This is a genomic window from Kitasatospora sp. NPDC004272, assembly GCF_053603035.1.
In genome coordinates, this window is the sequence record NZ_JBSGET010000107.1 from 1 (window position 1) to 14,634 (window position 14,634).

Here is a 14,634-nt window from a genome sequence, read left to right on the forward strand (position 1 = left end):
CGGCGAGCAGCTCCGCCAGCCGGGCGGCCGCCGCGTCCAGGGCCTCGGCCGGACGCTGCGGGCCGGTGACGGCCGCGGCCCGCAGCGGCAGGTCGTGGTCGGCCGCCGCCGCGGCGATCGCATCGGCCAGTTCGGGCGTGCGCCAGCGGTCGGCCGGGACCGTGCGGGCCAGGTCCAGGCGGGCCAGCCGGGCCGCGTTGTCCGGGCGGTCCACCCCGTCCGCCATCAGCACCTGCGGGGTGCCGGCCGCGAGCGCCCGGGCCAGCGTGCCGATGCCCCCGTGGTGCACCAGTGCCGCCGCGTGCGGCACCGCGCGGGCGAAGTCCAGCCCCGGCGACCAGCGGACGTTGTCCGGCAGCGCGTCCGGCAGCAGGTCGCGGTGCCGGACCACCAGCAGGGTCGGCAGGCCCGTCCGCGCGGCGGCCGCCAGCAGCGCCGGGTAGTAGTCGGCGGCCAGCATCCGCCCCGTCCCGCCGGTGGCCAGCACGGGACGGGTGCCGACCGGGAACAGGCCGTGGAACGGGTCTTCGAACGGACGGTCGGACGGGTCGGACGGGTCTGCCAGATCGGCGGACGGCCGGTCGGGCCGGTCGGCCGACAGGCGGTCTGCCAGGTCGACCGGCGGGCGGTCCGACGGGTCGGCGCAGGCGGCGGCCCGGGCGCCCAGGGCACGGGCCGAGGTGTCGGCGAGCGGGAAGCCGGTGAGCGCGACCCGGGCCGGGGCGCGGGTGCCGGCGGCGTCGAACCAGCCCGGCCACAGGCCGAGTTCGGCGTCCGACCCGGCGAACCAGGCCCGCCAGTCGGGTACTCCGGGTAGGCCGAGGCCCTCGCGGACCTCCTGCAGCCCGTCGGCCAGTTCGGCGCCGTACAGGTACGCGGCCACCGGCACCGCGAGCAACTGCGTCGGCGCGAGGGCCACCCAGGCGACGGGCGCGCCCAGCAGCTCGGCGGCGAACCGCACCGAGACCGCGGAGGTGTGCCGCCCGACCAGCACCGTCCCGCCCGGGACGTGCAGTTCGGCGAGGGCGCGGCACTCGGCCGCGATCTGCTCGAACAGGGCGTTGCGGCGGTAGAACCCGGCCCAGCCGGCCCGGTGCGGCGCGCTCCCCAGCAGCCCCGGCGTGTCCGCGAGCACGCTCTCGAACTCGGCCTCGCCGTCGATCGCCGCGAAGCCCAGACCGGCCTCCAGCGCGACCGACCGGTACGGCGCGTGGGTGAGCAGCACCGCCCGGTGGCCGGCCCGGACCAGCGCCGCACCGAGACCGACGAACGGCAGCACGTCGCCGTCGCTGCCATGGGTCACCAACAGGAACAGGGCCATCGGAGCGCTACGCCCCCTCGGCCAGCAGCGCCCGGATCTCCTCGTCGCTCAGGCCGTCCAATTCGGCCTCCAGCGATTCGAGTTCGGCGAGGTCGGCAGATTCGACCAGGGACTGTTCGACGGCGGCGGCGGCCCCGCTGAGGGTGAACCCCGCCGTGAACAGGCGGTCCAACGGCAGTTCCACCCCGTAGGCGTCCTGCACCCCCGCCAGGAACCGGACCAGCGCGAGCGACGTCCCGCCCGCCTCGAAGAAGTCCACCTCGGGCCCGGCGGGCGCCACCCCCACGGCCTCCGTCCACAGCCGCGCCACGACCTCGCCGATCTCGCTCACCGGGCCACCCCCGCCCGGGTGCGGACGGCAGTTCCACGGCGAACAGGCAAGTCGTGCATGGCGGATCTCCCGAACGAGGGCAACCGGCGGGGTGGGGCCGGGCCGAAAAGGGATGGGGAGCCAGCAATGTGGGAGCGCTCCCACATCGGGCGCCGCCATTCCAGCAGCGGGTTTGAGCCCCTGTCAATGGATCGCGCGGCGAGAAACCACCCCGTGACCTGCGGTTTCCGCCATGCCCATGCCGCAAATGCCGCGACGGCCGGCCCGGACCGCCCGCTCGGTCGAGCGGCGCGAGCGCGGCGGTGGCCCGGTCGGCGACCGGGGACGCCACCGGCTCGTGCAGGTGCTCGCCCAGCGCGTGCCGGACGTCGGAGTCGCCCGGCGCGGCGAGGAACTCGCCGCCCGGGCCGTCCAGTTCGGCACTCCCCGCGACCGCGGCGTGCAGCAGGGCGAGGCCGGGCCACTCCTCGTCGACGTCCGCGACGGCGGCGGCCGACAGCGCGTCCCGGGCCCCGGCGGACGCCTCCCGCCCGGGCGCGGACAACTGCGGCAGGGCGTCCTCCGGCAACACCTGCACGGCGGACGGATCGAGCCGGGCCGCCGTCAGCCGGCGCCTCCCGGGCCGCCGCCCGCCTCTCCTGCCGGCGCAGCGCGGCGGAGCGGGCGCAGCGGGCGTCGATCACGGACGGATCGAGGGCGATCGCGGCTTCGAGGTCGGCGACAGCCGCCTCCGGCCGTCCGGCCCGGCGGTGCACCTCGGCGCGGTCGAACCGCAGCCAGGGGGAGGCGGGGTCGAGGGCGAGTGCGGCGGTGAAGTCGGCGACGGCCTGATCCGGGCGTCCGGCTTGGCGGTGGGTCTTGCCGCGTTCGTGCAGGACCCAGTGGGAGGCGGGGTCGGGGCTCGCCTCGGGGTGCGGGTCCCGGGCGAGGTTGTCGGCGAACGGGGCGGGCCGGGCCCGGCGCCCGGCGCCCGATGGGCCGGGAGCCGGTGCGGTGGTGCGGGGCCTCCGCGCGGGACATCCGGCTCGGAGCGCCGGTCGTCGCGCCCCCCGCGGCCGGCGTGCCGACCGGCCGGGGGCTGGCGTCACCGCCCGTGCGGGGGTGCTGACGGCCTCATTCCGAGAAGGGCTCGGTCTCCTTGAGGAAGCCGCGGACGGCGAGGAACTGGCTGAGCGAGTCGCGGTGGGTGTCGCAGGCGAGCCAGGTCTTGCGGCGGTCGGGGGTGTGGAGCTTGGGGTTGTTCCACAGCAGGGACCAGGCGGCGAGGTCGCGGCAGCCCTTGGCGGAGCACTTCGGGGGGCCGTCGGGGCCGGGGTGGCCGGTGGGGGAGCCGAAGAGGGGGTGCGCGGTGTCCATGCGGTCGATCCTATGCCCGGGCATGACGACGCCGGGCAGCCACGGGGGGAGCTGCCCGGCGTCGGTCCGTCGCTCCGACGGGGGATGCGGAGCGCTTAGGAAGTATGGCACGGTCGGGGGGCGGTAGGTGGGGCTGTCCGGTGATTAATTTGAGGATCGTCTGAGCTTTCGGACGGTCATACCACCGCACTGACTGACAAATCGGGCGGCGGACTTGAGGGGCCCTCAGTCCTGCGGCCGCTTCTCGGCCCCCGCGCCGCCGCTCGCGCCGCCGCCCCCCGTCCCGCCGGGGCCCAGCATCAGCGGGGTGTCGGGGGCGAAGGCGAACGTCGACGGCAGGCCCGGGGCGCGCTCGCGGCCCGCGTTGGCGATCAGCACCGCGAAGTAGGGCAGCAGGATCCCGCCGGCCAGCGCGGCGAACGCGAGCCAGCGCTGGACGTCCCAGAGGATCACGGCGAGCAGGACGCACGCGGTGCGGATCAGCATCGAGATCACGTAGCGGCGCTGCCGCCCCCGGACGTCCTCGGTCAGGCTGCTGCGGGCCCCGGTGATCCGGAAGACCTGGCCGTCGTCCGTGTTCTTGGACATGTCGTCCCCATCCGTTCCTCGGGTCGGTTCGGCCCCTACGGTCGACCACCGTAACCCCGCTGACGCCGGCCGGACCCACCCGGGTCCGGCGCGGCGGCGCGGCGGTGCTCAGGGCAGCCGGCGCAGGTACTCGACCGGGACGGCGTCGGTCAGCCAGACGCCGTTCGCGGACACCCGGAACTCGTGCCCGGCCCGGTCCATCGCCGCCGCGTCGACCTCCAGGACGACGGGGCGGCCGTGCCGGGCGCCGACCTTGACGGCCGTCCCGGTGTCGGCGGAGAGGTGGACGTCCTGCCGGTTCATCGGGCGCAGGCCCTCGACCAGGACGTACTGCAGCGTCCGCTCGGCGGTGCCGTGGAAGAGCACGTCGGGCGGGGTGGCGGCGGGCAGGCCGAGGTCGACCTCGACGGTGTGGCCCTGGCTGGCGCGGATCGAGCGGCCGTCCTCGGAGTAGGCGAAGCGGCGCTTGTTGTTGGTGGCGACCACGTGGTCCAGCTCGGCGCGGGTCAGCCGGCGGCCGTGCCGGTCCAGCGCGGCGAGCAGGGCGTCGACCTCCACCCAGCCCGCCGGGTCCAGGGTGACCCCGATGGAGCCCGGGTCGTGCCGCAGGACGCGGGAGAGCGTCTTCGACGTCTTGACGGTGCGTTTCTCGTCCATCGGGGTCCCCCTGGGGGTACGGGTCGGTCAGGAGGCCTGACTGACCGAGCTCATGTTGAAGTCGGGCACCCGGACCGGCGGCATCGCCGCCCGGGTGAACCAGTCGCCCCACTCGCGGGGCAGGCAGCGTTCGGTGCGGCCCACCTCGGTGATCCGGCCGAGCAGGTCCACCGGGGACTCGTTGAAGCGGAAGTTGTTGACGGCGCCGACCACTTCGCCGTGCTCGACCAGGTAGACGCCGTCCCGGGTGAGGCCGGTGAGCAGCAGGGTGGCCGGGTCGACCTCGCGGATGTACCAGAGGCAGGTGAGCAGCAGGCCGCGCTCGGTGCGGGCGACCATCTCCTCCAGCGTCGGCGCGCCGGGGGCGGCGGTCTCCAGCACCAGGTTGTCGACCGGCGGGGTGAGCGGGAGGCCGGCCAGGCCGGCGGAGTGCCGGGTGGTCAGCAGGTTGGCCAGCCGGCCGTCGCGCAGCCAGTCGGTGGCGGCCAGCGGGGAGCCGTTGTCGAACACCGAGTCGTTCTCGCCGGAGGAGTGCGCCAGCACGAACGGCGCGGCCTGCAGGCCGGGCTCGGCCGGGTCGGAGCGCAGGGTCAGCGGCAGCGGGCTGAGCCGCTCGCCGATCCGGGTGCCCCCGCCGGTCCTGGAGAACACCGAGCGGCCCTCCACAGCGTCCCGGGCGCCGGCCGACCAGGACAGGTAGACCATCAGGTCGGCGACGGCCGAGGGCGGCAGCAGCGTCTCGTAGCGCCCGGCGGGCAGGTCGACCTTCTTGCGGCCCCAGCCGAGGCGCCGGGTCAGGTCGGTGTGCAGGGCGGTGACGTCGACGTCGGTGAAGTCCCGGGTCGCGGCGCCGGCCCAGGCCGAGCCGGACAGGTCGGCGGTCTTGGCGTTCAGCTCGACGGTGCCGGTGGGCTGGTCGTGGCGCAGCCGCAGGCCGGTGGAGCTGCCCAGGTAGGAGGTGGTGCGCTCGTGCCGGGCGAAGCCGTACAGCAGCTCGCCGCCCGCCCGGGCCCGGGCGAACGCCTCGCCGAGGGCCGGGGCGAAGTCGGCGAACACGCCGATGTCGGTGGTCTCGGGGGCCTCGGTGAAGCGCGGGTCGGCGGCCCGGCCCGCGATCAGCGGCTGGGCGTCCTCGGCGGGCCCGGCGGCCCTGGCGGCGGCCTCGGCGGCGCGCACCAGCCGCTCGACCTCGTCCAGCGTGACGGCCTCCTGGGCGACCACGCCGGAGGCGGTGCCGGTGGCGCCGTCCGCGGTGGCGACCACGGTGAGGCGGCGGCCGCGGGTGACGCCGTTGGTGGTCAGGCCGTTGCCGGCCCAGCGCAGGTTGGCGGTGGACTCCTCGTCGGCGATCACCACGCAGCCGTCGGCGCGGGAGAGTTCGAGGGCGCGTTCCACCAGCTCGTGGGGGTGCGTGAGGGACATCAGTGACCCGCCTCCTGCTGGGTGTTGAGCACGTTGACCTGGCGGAACAGCGCGGACGGGCAGCCGTGGCTGACCGCGGCGACCTGGCCCGGCTGGGCCTTGCCGCAATTGAAGGCCCCGCCGAGCACGTAGGTCTGCGGGCCGCCGACGGCGCTCATCGAGCCCCAGAAGTCGGTGGTAGTGGCCTGGTAGGCGAAGTCCTTGACCTGGCCCGCGAGTTCGCCGTTCCGGATGGCGTAGGCGCGCTGGCCGGTGAACTGGAAGTTGTACCTCTGCATGTCGATCGACCACGAACGGTCCCCGACGATGTACAGGCCGTTCTCCACCTGCGAGACCAGCCCGGAGGTGTCCGGCCCGTCGGCGGCCGGCTGGAGCGAGACGTTGGCCATCCGCTGCACCGGCACGTGCGCCGGGGAGTCCGCGTAGGCGCAGCCGTTCGAGCGCTCGAAGCCCTTCAACCGGGCCATCGGGCGGTCCAGTTGGTACCCGACCAGGACGCCGTCCCGGATCAGGTCCCAGGACTGGGTGGCCACGCCCTCGTCGTCGTAGCCGATGGTGGCCAGGCCGTGCTCGGCCGTCCGGTCGCCGGTGACGTGCATCAGCCCGGAGCCGTACCGCAGGCTGCCCAGCCGGTCGAAGGTGGCGAAGGAGGTGCCCGCGTAGGCGGCCTCGTAGCCCAGCGCGCGGTCCAGCTCGGTGGCGTGGCCGATCGACTCGTGGATGGTCAGCCACAGGTTGGACGGGTCGACCACCAGGTCGTAGCGGCCCGCGGCGACGCTCGGCGCCCGCATCTTCTCGGCCAGCAGCCCGGGCAGCTCGGCCAGTTCGGCCTCCCAGTCCCAGCCGACCCCGCGCAGGTACTCCCAGCCGCGGCCCGCGGGCGGCGCGATGGTGCGCATCGAGTCGAACGCGCCGGTGCGCTCGTCCACGCTGGTGGCCTCCAGCCAGGGGTGCAGGCGCACCCGCTGCTGGGTCGTCACCGTGCCCGCGGTGTCCGCGTAGAACTTGTTCTCCTGCACCGTCAGCACCGCGGCCGACACGTGCGACACGCCGTCGGCGGCCAGCAGCCGGGACGACCACTCGGCCAGCAGGCCGGTCTTCTCCGCGTCCGGCACGTCGAACGGGTTGACCTCGTACGCGGAGACCCACTCGGCGGCCGGGTACACCGGCTCCGGGGCCAGCTCCACCCGCTCGCCGGAGCCCGCCGCGCGGCTGATCCCGCCCGACAGTCGGGCCACCGCCACCGCCTGCTCGGCCACCGCCGCGGCCGCCCCCGGCGTCAGGTCGACCCCGGCCGCGAACCCCCAGGCGCCGTCCAGCAGGACCCGGACGGCGAAACCCAGCTGCACCGTGTCCGACGAGCCGGCCGGTCGGGCGTCCCGCAGCCGCCAGGACGCCGAACGGACCCGCTCCAGGCGGAAGTCGGCGTGCGACACCCCCAGCTGCCGGGCCCGGGACAGGGCCGCGTCCGCCAGCGGGCGCAACGGGTAGGAGAGGAACTGAGGGTCCAGCGCGGAGGGGGGCATCGGGCTCCCTGGGTCGAGGGTCGGGCGCGGCGGGCCGCCCCCGGCCGAGGGCGCACCCGCTCGCATCATCCCCGGCCGCAGGGCGTACGGCCAGCCAATATTCGCCGCGCCGCGCTGACGACCCGTCAGGCCCGGGTCAGACCAGGGACTCCCACCAGCCGTCCAGCTCCGGCGGGTTGGCCACCTCCACCCGCTGCCCCGGCCGCGGCACCGCCAGCGGCACGCCCTGCGCCTTCGCCTCCGCCAGCAGCCGCTCCACCGGCTCCGCCCACGGGTGCGGCGCCAGGTTGAAGGTGCACCAGTGGATCGGCAGCAGCAGCCCGCCGCGCAGCTCCAGGTGCGCCCGCACCGCCTCCTCCGGGTTCAGGTGGATGTCCGCCCAGGCCGGGTCGTACGCGCCGATCGCCATCAGCGCCGCGTCGAACGGGCCGTGCTGCTCGCCGATCCGGGCGAAGCCCTCGAAGTAGCCGGAGTCCCCGGTGAAGAACACCTTGCGCTCCGGGCCCGCCACCACCCAGGAACCCCACAGCGTGGTGTTCCGGGCCAGGCTGCGGCCGGAGAAGTGGTGCGCGGCCGTCAGCGTCAGCGTCAGCTCGCCGAGCGTGCAGGTCTCGTCCCAGTCCAGCTCGATGATCCGGTGCTCCGGCACGCCCCAGCGGCGCAGGTGGCCGCCGATCCCCAGCGGCACCGCGAACGGTGCCGACTGCAGCTCGACCAGGCGGCGCACCGTCGCCATGTCCAGGTGGTCGTAGTGGTCGTGCGAGATCAGCACCGCGTCCACCTGCGGCAGCTCCGCCAGCTCCACCGGCACCGGGTGCAGCCGCTTGGGGCCGGTCAGCCGCGAGGGCGAGCAGCGGTCCGACCAGACCGGGTCCACCAGCACCCGGCAGCCGTCCAGCTCCAGCAGCGCCGAGGCGTGCCCGAACCAGGTCACCGCGACGCCCGCGGACGCCCCGCCGGAGACCTCGGGCACCGCCAGCGGCACCGGGGCGGTCGGCACCCGGCCCTCCTTCTCGAACAGCATCCGGCGCAGCGTCGCCCCGTCGGGCCGGCCCGGCGTCCCGGCCGCCAGCTCGGACGGCGCGTTGTGGAACACCCCGTCGCGGTACTGCGGGGACGCCCGCACCCGCAGGTCCGACGCGTCCGGCCGCCGCCCGAACTGGGCCGGCACCTCGCGCAGCGCCCACGCCGCCGCACCCGCCAGGGCCAGCGCCGCCAGCACCGCCAGCCTGCGGCGGCCAGTCCGGCCAGGGTCTGCACCACTCATCGCGCCCGCTCCGATCGGTTCGCATCGCGTCGGCGCCCCGGTCCCTCCGGAGCACCCTCGGGGCAACGCCCGCCACCGGCCCGGCGTTCCCCCGCCCCCTCGATCCCCGTTGTGGGGATACGACAGTTCTCACCGGGCGCCCCTGTGGGAGGCGGCTTCGCCCGAGCTCGCACCCTACCGATAGCGTCGCAGGTGGGCTGCGCGCAGCCGCGCACGCACATCGGACGCACGTCGAGAGAATGAGGTGGACCCTTGAGCCGCTCGGTACTGGTCACCGGAGGCAACCGGGGCATCGGCCTGGCCATCGCCCAGAGCTTCGCCGAGGCGGGCGACAAGGTCGCGATCACCAGCCGCAACGGCGAGGTCCCGGCGGAGCTCGCCAAGTACGACGTCCTCGCGGTCCGCGCCGACATCACCGACGCCGCGCAGGTCGACGCCGCCTTCACCGAGGTCGAGGCCGCCCACGGCCCGGTCGAGGTGCTGGTCGCCAACGCCGGCATCACCAAGGACACCCTGCTGCTGCGCATGTCCGAGGAGGACTTCACCTCCGTCCTGGACACCAACCTCACCGGCACCTTCCGGGTCGTCAAGCGCGCCGCGGCGAAGATGCTGCGCGCCCGCAAGGGCCGGGTCGTGCTGATCTCCTCCGTGGTCGGCCTCAGCGGCTCCGCCGGGCAGGTCAACTACGCCGCCTCCAAGGCCGGCCTGGTCGGCTTCGCCCGCTCCCTCGCCCGCGAACTCGGCTCGCGCAACATCACCGTCAACGTGGTGGCGCCCGGCTTCGTCGACACCGACATGACCGCCGTGCTCAGCGAGGAGCGACGCAAGGAGATCGTCTCCGGCGTCCCGCTGGGCCGCTACGCCGCCCCCGCCGAGATCGCCTCGGCCGTGCGGTTCCTGGCCTCCGACGAGGCCGCGTACATCTCCGGAGCCGTCATTCCCGTCGACGGCGGATTGGGCATGGGTCACTGAACCATGACTGGAATTCTCGAAGGCAAGCGCATCCTGATCACCGGCGTGCTGATGGAGTCCTCCATCGCCTTCCACACCGCGAGGCTCGCGCAGGAGCAGGGCGCCGAGATCATCCTCACCGCCTTCCCCCGGCCCAGCCTCACCGAGCGCATCGCCAAGAAGCTCCCCGCGCCCGCCAAGGTCCTGGAGCTCGACGTCTCCAGCGCCGAGCAGCTGGCCGGCATCGCCGACCAGGTCCGCGAGCACCTGCCCACCCTCGACGGCATCGTCCACTCGATCGGCTTCGCGCCGCAGGACGCCCTCGGCGGCAACTTCCTCGACACCCCGTGGGAGTCCGTCGCCACCGCGATGCACGTCTCCGCGTACTCCTTCAAGTCGCTCACCACGGCGCTGCTCCCGCTCATGCAGGACGGCGGCTCGGTGGTCGGCCTGACCTTCGACGCGCAGTTCGCCTGGCCGCAGTACGACTGGATGGGCCCGGCGAAGGCCGCCCTGGAGTCGACCAACCGCTACCTGGCCCGCTACCTCGGCTCGCGCGACATCCGCTGCAACCTGGTCTCGGCCGGCCCGATCGGCTCGATGGCCGCGAAGTCCATCCCCGGCTTTCCGGACCTCGCCTCCACCTGGGACACCCGCTCCCCGCTCAAGTGGAACCTCAGCGACCCGGAGCCGGCCGGCCGCGGCGTCGTCGCGCTGCTGAGCGACTGGTTCCCGAAGACCACCGGCGAGATCGTCCACGTGGACGGCGGGCTGCACGCGATCGGCGCCTGAGCGCAAGCGCTCCGCTCCGGGCGCGGCCGTTTCCTCCTCCTGGGGGGCGGCCGCGCCTTTCGCATTCGGGGCTCACGAGAGCGTATTCAGGGGCTCGGGGAACGGCGAGCCCATGTCTGCTGCGGGTTCACTGCCGGAGCGCGCATCGGCTTCCGGTCCTGTCCGAGGCACGCAGCAGCACGAACACTCCGACGGGTTCCGGCCACCAGCAGCACGGGCTCGCCGTTCCCCGAGCCCCTGGTGGTCGCTCCCCGCTCAGGGGTTCTTCTTGCAGAAGCCGATGGCGCGGCCCGCCTCCTCGGCGGCCTTCTCGGGGTCGCCGTCGCGGATCGCGGTGAGGATCGCGGCGTGCGGGACCCAGCGGTGGGGGAGCAGGTCGGGGCCGACGTCGTGGCGGAGGTGGGCGCGCAGGACTTCGCCGAGGTCGGCGTAGAGGGCGGCCAGCACGTCGTTGTGGGCGGCGGCGACCACGGCCTGGTGGAAGGCGGCGTCGGCCTGGACGAAGTCCTCCGGGTCGCCGGCGTGCCAGGCCGCGTCGCGGCGTTCCAGGGCGGCGTCGAGGAGTTCGAGGTCGCGCGGGGTGCGGCGGAGGGCCGCGAAGCCGGCGGCGGAGGTCTCCAGGGTGGAGCGCAGTTCGGCGACCTGGTCCTGGTCGGCGTCGGCGAAGCGGCGGTGCATGACGCCCGCCAGCTCGCTGGTGGCGAGGACGTAGGTGCCGGAGCCCTGGCGGATGTCGAGCAGCCCGTTGTGGGCGAGGGCCCGGACGGCCTCGCGGACGGTGTTGCGGGCGACGCCGAGCTGGTCGACGAGCTCCGCTTCGGTGGGGATGCGGGATCCCACCGGCCACTCGCCGGAGGTGATCTGGGCCCGGAGCTGGGCGATCACCTGGTCGGAGAGCGGGGTGCGGCGAGTGGTCGACAGCGCCAAGGCGGTGCTCCTTCTGTGGTCTACGTCATCAGGATACCGGGGTGCCGTAAGTCATCCCATGATTCTATGATTACGCCATGTCTACCGCAGCAGACCCCTCCGCCACCGAGAGCGAGAGCCGCCCGCCAGCCACTCCGTCCACCGCTCCCGCCGCGCCGGCGGCCGCTCCCGCCGCCCGGAACGCCGCCGCCGTCCTGCTCGCCGTCGCGGTGGCCGCCGCCGCGGTGAACCTGCGCCCCGTGGTGACCAGCCTCGGCGCGCTGCTCGACCCGGTCCGCGACGGGCTGGGGATGAGCGCCACGACGGCCGGGCTGCTGGCCGCGGTGCCGCCGCTGTGCTTCGCGGCGCTGGGCGCCTGCGCGCCGGGCCTGGCCCGCCGGACGGGCCCGATCGCCGTGGTGACGGCCGCCATGGCGGCGATCGCGGCGGGCGTGCTGGCCCGCTCGTTCACCGGCTCCGCCGCGGTGTTCCTGCTGCTGACCGCGGTGGCGCTGGCCGGGGTGGCGCTGGCGAACGTGCTGATCCCGGTGGTGATCAAGCGGTACTTCCCGGACCGGGTCGCGCCGATGATCGGCCTGTACTCGATGGCGCTGTCGGTGGGCACCTCGCTGGCCGCCGCCACCACCGTCCCGCTGACGGACGCGATGGGCGGCAGCTGGCGGCTCGGCCTGGGCGTCTGGGGCCTGCTCGCGGTGGCCGCCCTGGCGGTCTGGCTGGTGGTGCTGTTCGCCCGCCGGGAGCGGCCCGGCGCGGCCGCGCCGGCCCCGGCGCCCGTCCAGGCGAAGCTGCCGATCCTGCGCAGCCGCACCGCGTGGGCGCTGGCCGCGTTCTTCGGCCTGCAGTCCACCAGCGCGTACGGCGCGATGGGCTGGCTGCCGAAGATCTACCACGACGCCGGGGTCTCGGAGTCCGCGTCCGGCGTGCTGCTGGCCGTGGTGATGGCGGTCAGCGTGCCGGTCTCCTTCCTGCTGCCGAACCTGGCGGCCCGGCGCGGCGACCAGCGGCTGTACGTGGTGGTGCTGGGCCTGTGCGGGATCGCCGGCTTCCTCGGGCTGATGCTCGCGGCCGGCACCGTGCCGTGGCTGTGGGCGGTGCTGGTCGGCCTGTCGATGTGCGCGTTCCCGCTGGCGCTGACCATGCTCGGCCTGCGCGCCCGCACCCCGGGCGGGGTGGCCCAGCTGTCGGCGTTCGCGCAGAGCCTCGGCTACCTGATCTCCATCCCGGGCCCGATCCTGATGGGCGCGCTCTACCAGCGCACCGGCCAGTGGTACCTGCCGCTGGGCCTGCTCGCGCTGCTGCTGGTGCCGCAGATGCTGGTCGGCCTGCGCGCGGCCAGGGCCCGGCACATCGAGGACGAGGCGGTCGGTTAGGCTCGGCGGCATGCCAGTACTGGACCCCGACCCGCAGGGCGGGCAGAAGAAGCTGCTGCAGATGCTCGGCCTGATCGCCGCCATCGTGGTCGTCATCGGGATCGTCGCGACCGTCGCGAACGCGATGGGCTGAACCGCTCGCCGGTGCGGGTTCCGGGCAGCTGCCACCCCTGCGGGTGGCAGCTGCCCGGACCACGCGACCGGGCGGCGGTTTTCTGCGAAGCTCTAGGGGTATGAGCGCCGACACCCCCCGTAGGATCATCGTCCTCCGCCACGCCCGGGCCGACTGGCCCAACCAGGTCAGCGACCACGACCGCCCGCTCGCCGACCGCGGCCGCGGCCAGGCCACCGACGCGGGCCGCTGGCTGGCGGACTCCGGGGTCAACCCCGACCACGTGCTGTGCTCCACCGCGCTGCGGACCAGGGAGACCTGGAAGCTGGTCGCCCACGAGCTGCCCAAGCGGGCCCGGAAGACGGTCTACGAGGACCGGGTGTACGAGGCCCAGCCCGGCCGGCTGATCGAGGTCATCCAGGAGACCCCCGAGGAGCACGCCGACCTGCTGCTGGTCGGCCACAACCCCGGCGTGCTCGGCCTCACCCAGGTGCTGGCCGGCGACGAGGGCGACACCGAGGCGCTCAACCGGCTGCGCCTGAACGGCTTCCCGCCCGCGGCGGTGGCGGTGCTCAGCTTCGCGGGCCCGTGGAAGCTGGTGGAGCCCGGGGTGGCCCGGCTCGACTCGTACTTCATGCCGCAGGACTGAGCGCTGCCCGGCCCGCCCCGGGCCGGGCGGCAACGGCGAGGGGGCGGGGTCCGCACGCGGACCCCGCCCCCTCGCCGTGCGCGCGGGTCAGTCCCCGGTGGGCGCGCCGTCGAGCTCGTCGGCGGCCTCGACCTCCTCGCGGGTCACCCCGAGCAGGTACAGCACGGTGTCCAGGAACGGCACGTTCACGGCGGTGTCGGCCTGCTCGCGGACCACCGGCTTGGCGTTGAACGCGACGCCGAGACCGGCCGCGTTCAACATGTCGAGGTCGTTGGCGCCGTCGCCGATCGCCACCGTCTGCTCCAGCGGCACCCCGGCCCGCTCGGCGAAGCGGGCCAGCCAGCGCGCCTTGCCCGCCCGGTCGACGATCTCGCCGGTGACCCGGCCGGTGAACTTCCCGTCCTCGATCTCCAGCGTGTTGGCGGCCGCGAAGTCCAGGCCCAGGCGCTCCACCAGGTGGTCGGTGACCTGGGTGAACCCGCCGGAGACGATCGCCACCTGGTAGCCGAGCCGCTTCAGGGTGCGGATCAGCGTCCGGGCGCCCGGGGTCAGCCGGACCTCGGAGCGGACCTTCTCGGTGATCCCCGCGTCCAGCCCGGCCAGCAGCGCCACCCGGGCGCGCAGCGACTCGGCGAAGTCCAGCTCGCCGCGCATCGCCTGCTCGGTCACCGCGGCGACCTGCTCCTCGCAGCCCGCGTGGGCCGCGAACAGCTCGATCACCTCGTCCTGGATCAGGGTGGAGTCCACGTCCATCACGATCAGGCGCTTGGCCCGCCGGTGCAGGCCCGCCCGGACCACCGCGATGTCCACCCGCTGGGCCGCGGCCTCCGCCGCCAGCACCCCGCGCAGCTCCTCGGTGGGCACCCCCGAGATGGTCAACTCCACCGCCGTCACCGGGTACTTGGCGAGCCGGAAGACCCGGTCGATGTTGCCGCCGGCCTCCGAGACCCGGGTCGACAGCGCCGCCACCGCGGCCGCCGTCAGCGGGTTCCCGAGCACCGTCACGTGCGAACGGCCCTCGCCGCGCGAACGGTTGTCGCCGGTGCCGGAGATGACCTCGGCCTGGAGCTTGTGCTCCTCCGCCCAGCGGTGCACCGTCACCCGCAGCGCGCCCTCCGCGCCCGGCGCCGCCGGGGGAGTGACCAGCGCGCACAGCGTTATCCGGCCACGGGTGACCACCTGCTCGATGTCGATCACCTCGACGCCGAAGCCGGCCAGCCGGTCGAACAGGCCGGCTGTGATCCCGGGGCGGTCCTTGCCGAACACCTTGACCAGCAGCGTGCGCTCGGCGTCGGTGCTCACGGGCGGCGCGGCGGAAAGGGCCTGAGCGGCCTGATCGGTTGCGTTCATGGTGACCCCCACGCT

16 protein-coding genes are annotated in these 14,634 nt (G+C 74.7%); 5 read left to right on the forward strand and 11 right to left on the reverse strand.

What is annotated here, in order from left to right:
- The 9 genes from ACWEO5_RS27545 to ACWEO5_RS27585 all read right to left on the reverse strand — a co-directional run.
- Positions 1-1,321, reverse strand: a 1,321-nt coding sequence (locus ACWEO5_RS27545; protein ID WP_452164916.1) for a glycosyltransferase, incomplete at its 3' end; no start/stop codon positions are given.
- Positions 1,322-1,328: 7 nt separating this feature from the next.
- The gene (locus ACWEO5_RS27550) at positions 1,329-1,652 is read right to left on the reverse strand and encodes a phosphopantetheine-binding protein (RefSeq protein WP_452164917.1); all 324 of its coding nucleotides are present in this window, start codon (positions 1,650-1,652) and stop codon (positions 1,329-1,331) included.
- Positions 1,649-2,740, reverse strand: coding sequence for a tetratricopeptide repeat protein (locus tag ACWEO5_RS27555; protein WP_452164918.1), 1,092 nt, complete (start codon positions 2,738-2,740; stop codon positions 1,649-1,651). The genes ACWEO5_RS27550 and ACWEO5_RS27555 overlap by 4 nt, the downstream gene beginning before the upstream one ends.
- 25 nt (positions 2,741-2,765) lie before the next feature.
- Complete coding sequence (locus ACWEO5_RS27560) at positions 2,766-3,008, reverse strand: hypothetical protein (RefSeq protein WP_452164919.1); 243 nt, start codon at positions 3,006-3,008, stop codon at positions 2,766-2,768.
- A gap of 225 nt (positions 3,009-3,233) precedes the next feature.
- Positions 3,234-3,596 (reverse strand): DUF3099 domain-containing protein, encoded by a 363-nt coding sequence (locus tag ACWEO5_RS27565; protein WP_344552216.1) that lies wholly within the window; start codon positions 3,594-3,596, stop codon positions 3,234-3,236.
- 108 nt (positions 3,597-3,704) lie between these two features.
- Positions 3,705-4,253, reverse strand: a complete 549-nt coding sequence (locus tag ACWEO5_RS27570; protein WP_452164920.1) for an RNA 2'-phosphotransferase — start codon at positions 4,251-4,253, stop codon at positions 3,705-3,707.
- A 27-nt stretch (positions 4,254-4,280) separates the two neighbouring features.
- Entirely contained in the window at positions 4,281-5,675 is a 1,395-nt protein-coding gene (locus ACWEO5_RS27575) for a metallopeptidase TldD-related protein (RefSeq protein WP_344552214.1), read from the reverse strand.
- Positions 5,675-7,201: a TldD/PmbA family protein gene (locus tag ACWEO5_RS27580; RefSeq protein ID WP_452164921.1), complete on the reverse strand. Its 1,527-nt coding sequence runs from the start codon at positions 7,199-7,201 to the stop codon at positions 5,675-5,677. The genes ACWEO5_RS27575 and ACWEO5_RS27580 overlap by 1 nt, the downstream gene beginning before the upstream one ends.
- A gap of 136 nt (positions 7,202-7,337) precedes the next feature.
- On the reverse strand, positions 7,338-8,468 hold the full coding sequence (locus ACWEO5_RS27585) for an MBL fold metallo-hydrolase (protein ID WP_452164922.1): 1,131 nt from the start codon (positions 8,466-8,468) through the stop codon (positions 7,338-7,340).
- A gap of 252 nt (positions 8,469-8,720) precedes the next feature.
- On the opposite strand from ACWEO5_RS27585, the gene fabG reads away from it, so the two are divergent.
- Positions 8,721-9,440 (forward strand): 3-oxoacyl-[acyl-carrier-protein] reductase, encoded by a 720-nt coding sequence (gene fabG, locus ACWEO5_RS27590; RefSeq protein ID WP_344552211.1) that lies wholly within the window; start codon positions 8,721-8,723, stop codon positions 9,438-9,440.
- Between the two features lie 3 nt (positions 9,441-9,443).
- On the forward strand, positions 9,444-10,211 hold the full coding sequence (gene fabI, locus ACWEO5_RS27595; protein ID WP_452164923.1) for an enoyl-ACP reductase FabI: 768 nt from the start codon (positions 9,444-9,446) through the stop codon (positions 10,209-10,211).
- A 255-nt stretch (positions 10,212-10,466) separates the two neighbouring features.
- On the opposite strand, the gene ACWEO5_RS27600 is transcribed toward fabI, so the two are convergent.
- Positions 10,467-11,138, reverse strand: a complete 672-nt coding sequence (locus tag ACWEO5_RS27600; RefSeq protein ID WP_452164924.1) for a FadR/GntR family transcriptional regulator — start codon at positions 11,136-11,138, stop codon at positions 10,467-10,469.
- A 77-nt stretch (positions 11,139-11,215) separates the two neighbouring features.
- Here ACWEO5_RS27600 and ACWEO5_RS27605 point away from each other — a divergent pair, with 77 nt between their 5' ends.
- From ACWEO5_RS27605 to ACWEO5_RS27615, 3 genes are all read left to right on the forward strand, one after another.
- Positions 11,216-12,508 (forward strand): CynX/NimT family MFS transporter, encoded by a 1,293-nt coding sequence (locus ACWEO5_RS27605; protein WP_452164925.1) that lies wholly within the window; start codon positions 11,216-11,218, stop codon positions 12,506-12,508.
- Between the two features lie 10 nt (positions 12,509-12,518).
- Positions 12,519-12,641: an SGM_5486 family transporter-associated protein gene (locus ACWEO5_RS27610; protein WP_344552207.1), complete on the forward strand. Its 123-nt coding sequence runs from the start codon at positions 12,519-12,521 to the stop codon at positions 12,639-12,641.
- Between the two features lie 100 nt (positions 12,642-12,741).
- Positions 12,742-13,269, forward strand: coding sequence for a SixA phosphatase family protein (locus ACWEO5_RS27615; protein WP_452164926.1), 528 nt, complete (start codon positions 12,742-12,744; stop codon positions 13,267-13,269).
- Positions 13,270-13,356: 87 nt separating this feature from the next.
- Here ACWEO5_RS27615 and serB read toward each other — a convergent pair whose 3' ends face one another.
- Entirely contained in the window at positions 13,357-14,619 is a 1,263-nt protein-coding gene (gene serB, locus ACWEO5_RS27620; protein WP_452164927.1) for a phosphoserine phosphatase SerB, read from the reverse strand.
- Positions 14,620-14,634: the final 15 nt, after the last annotated feature.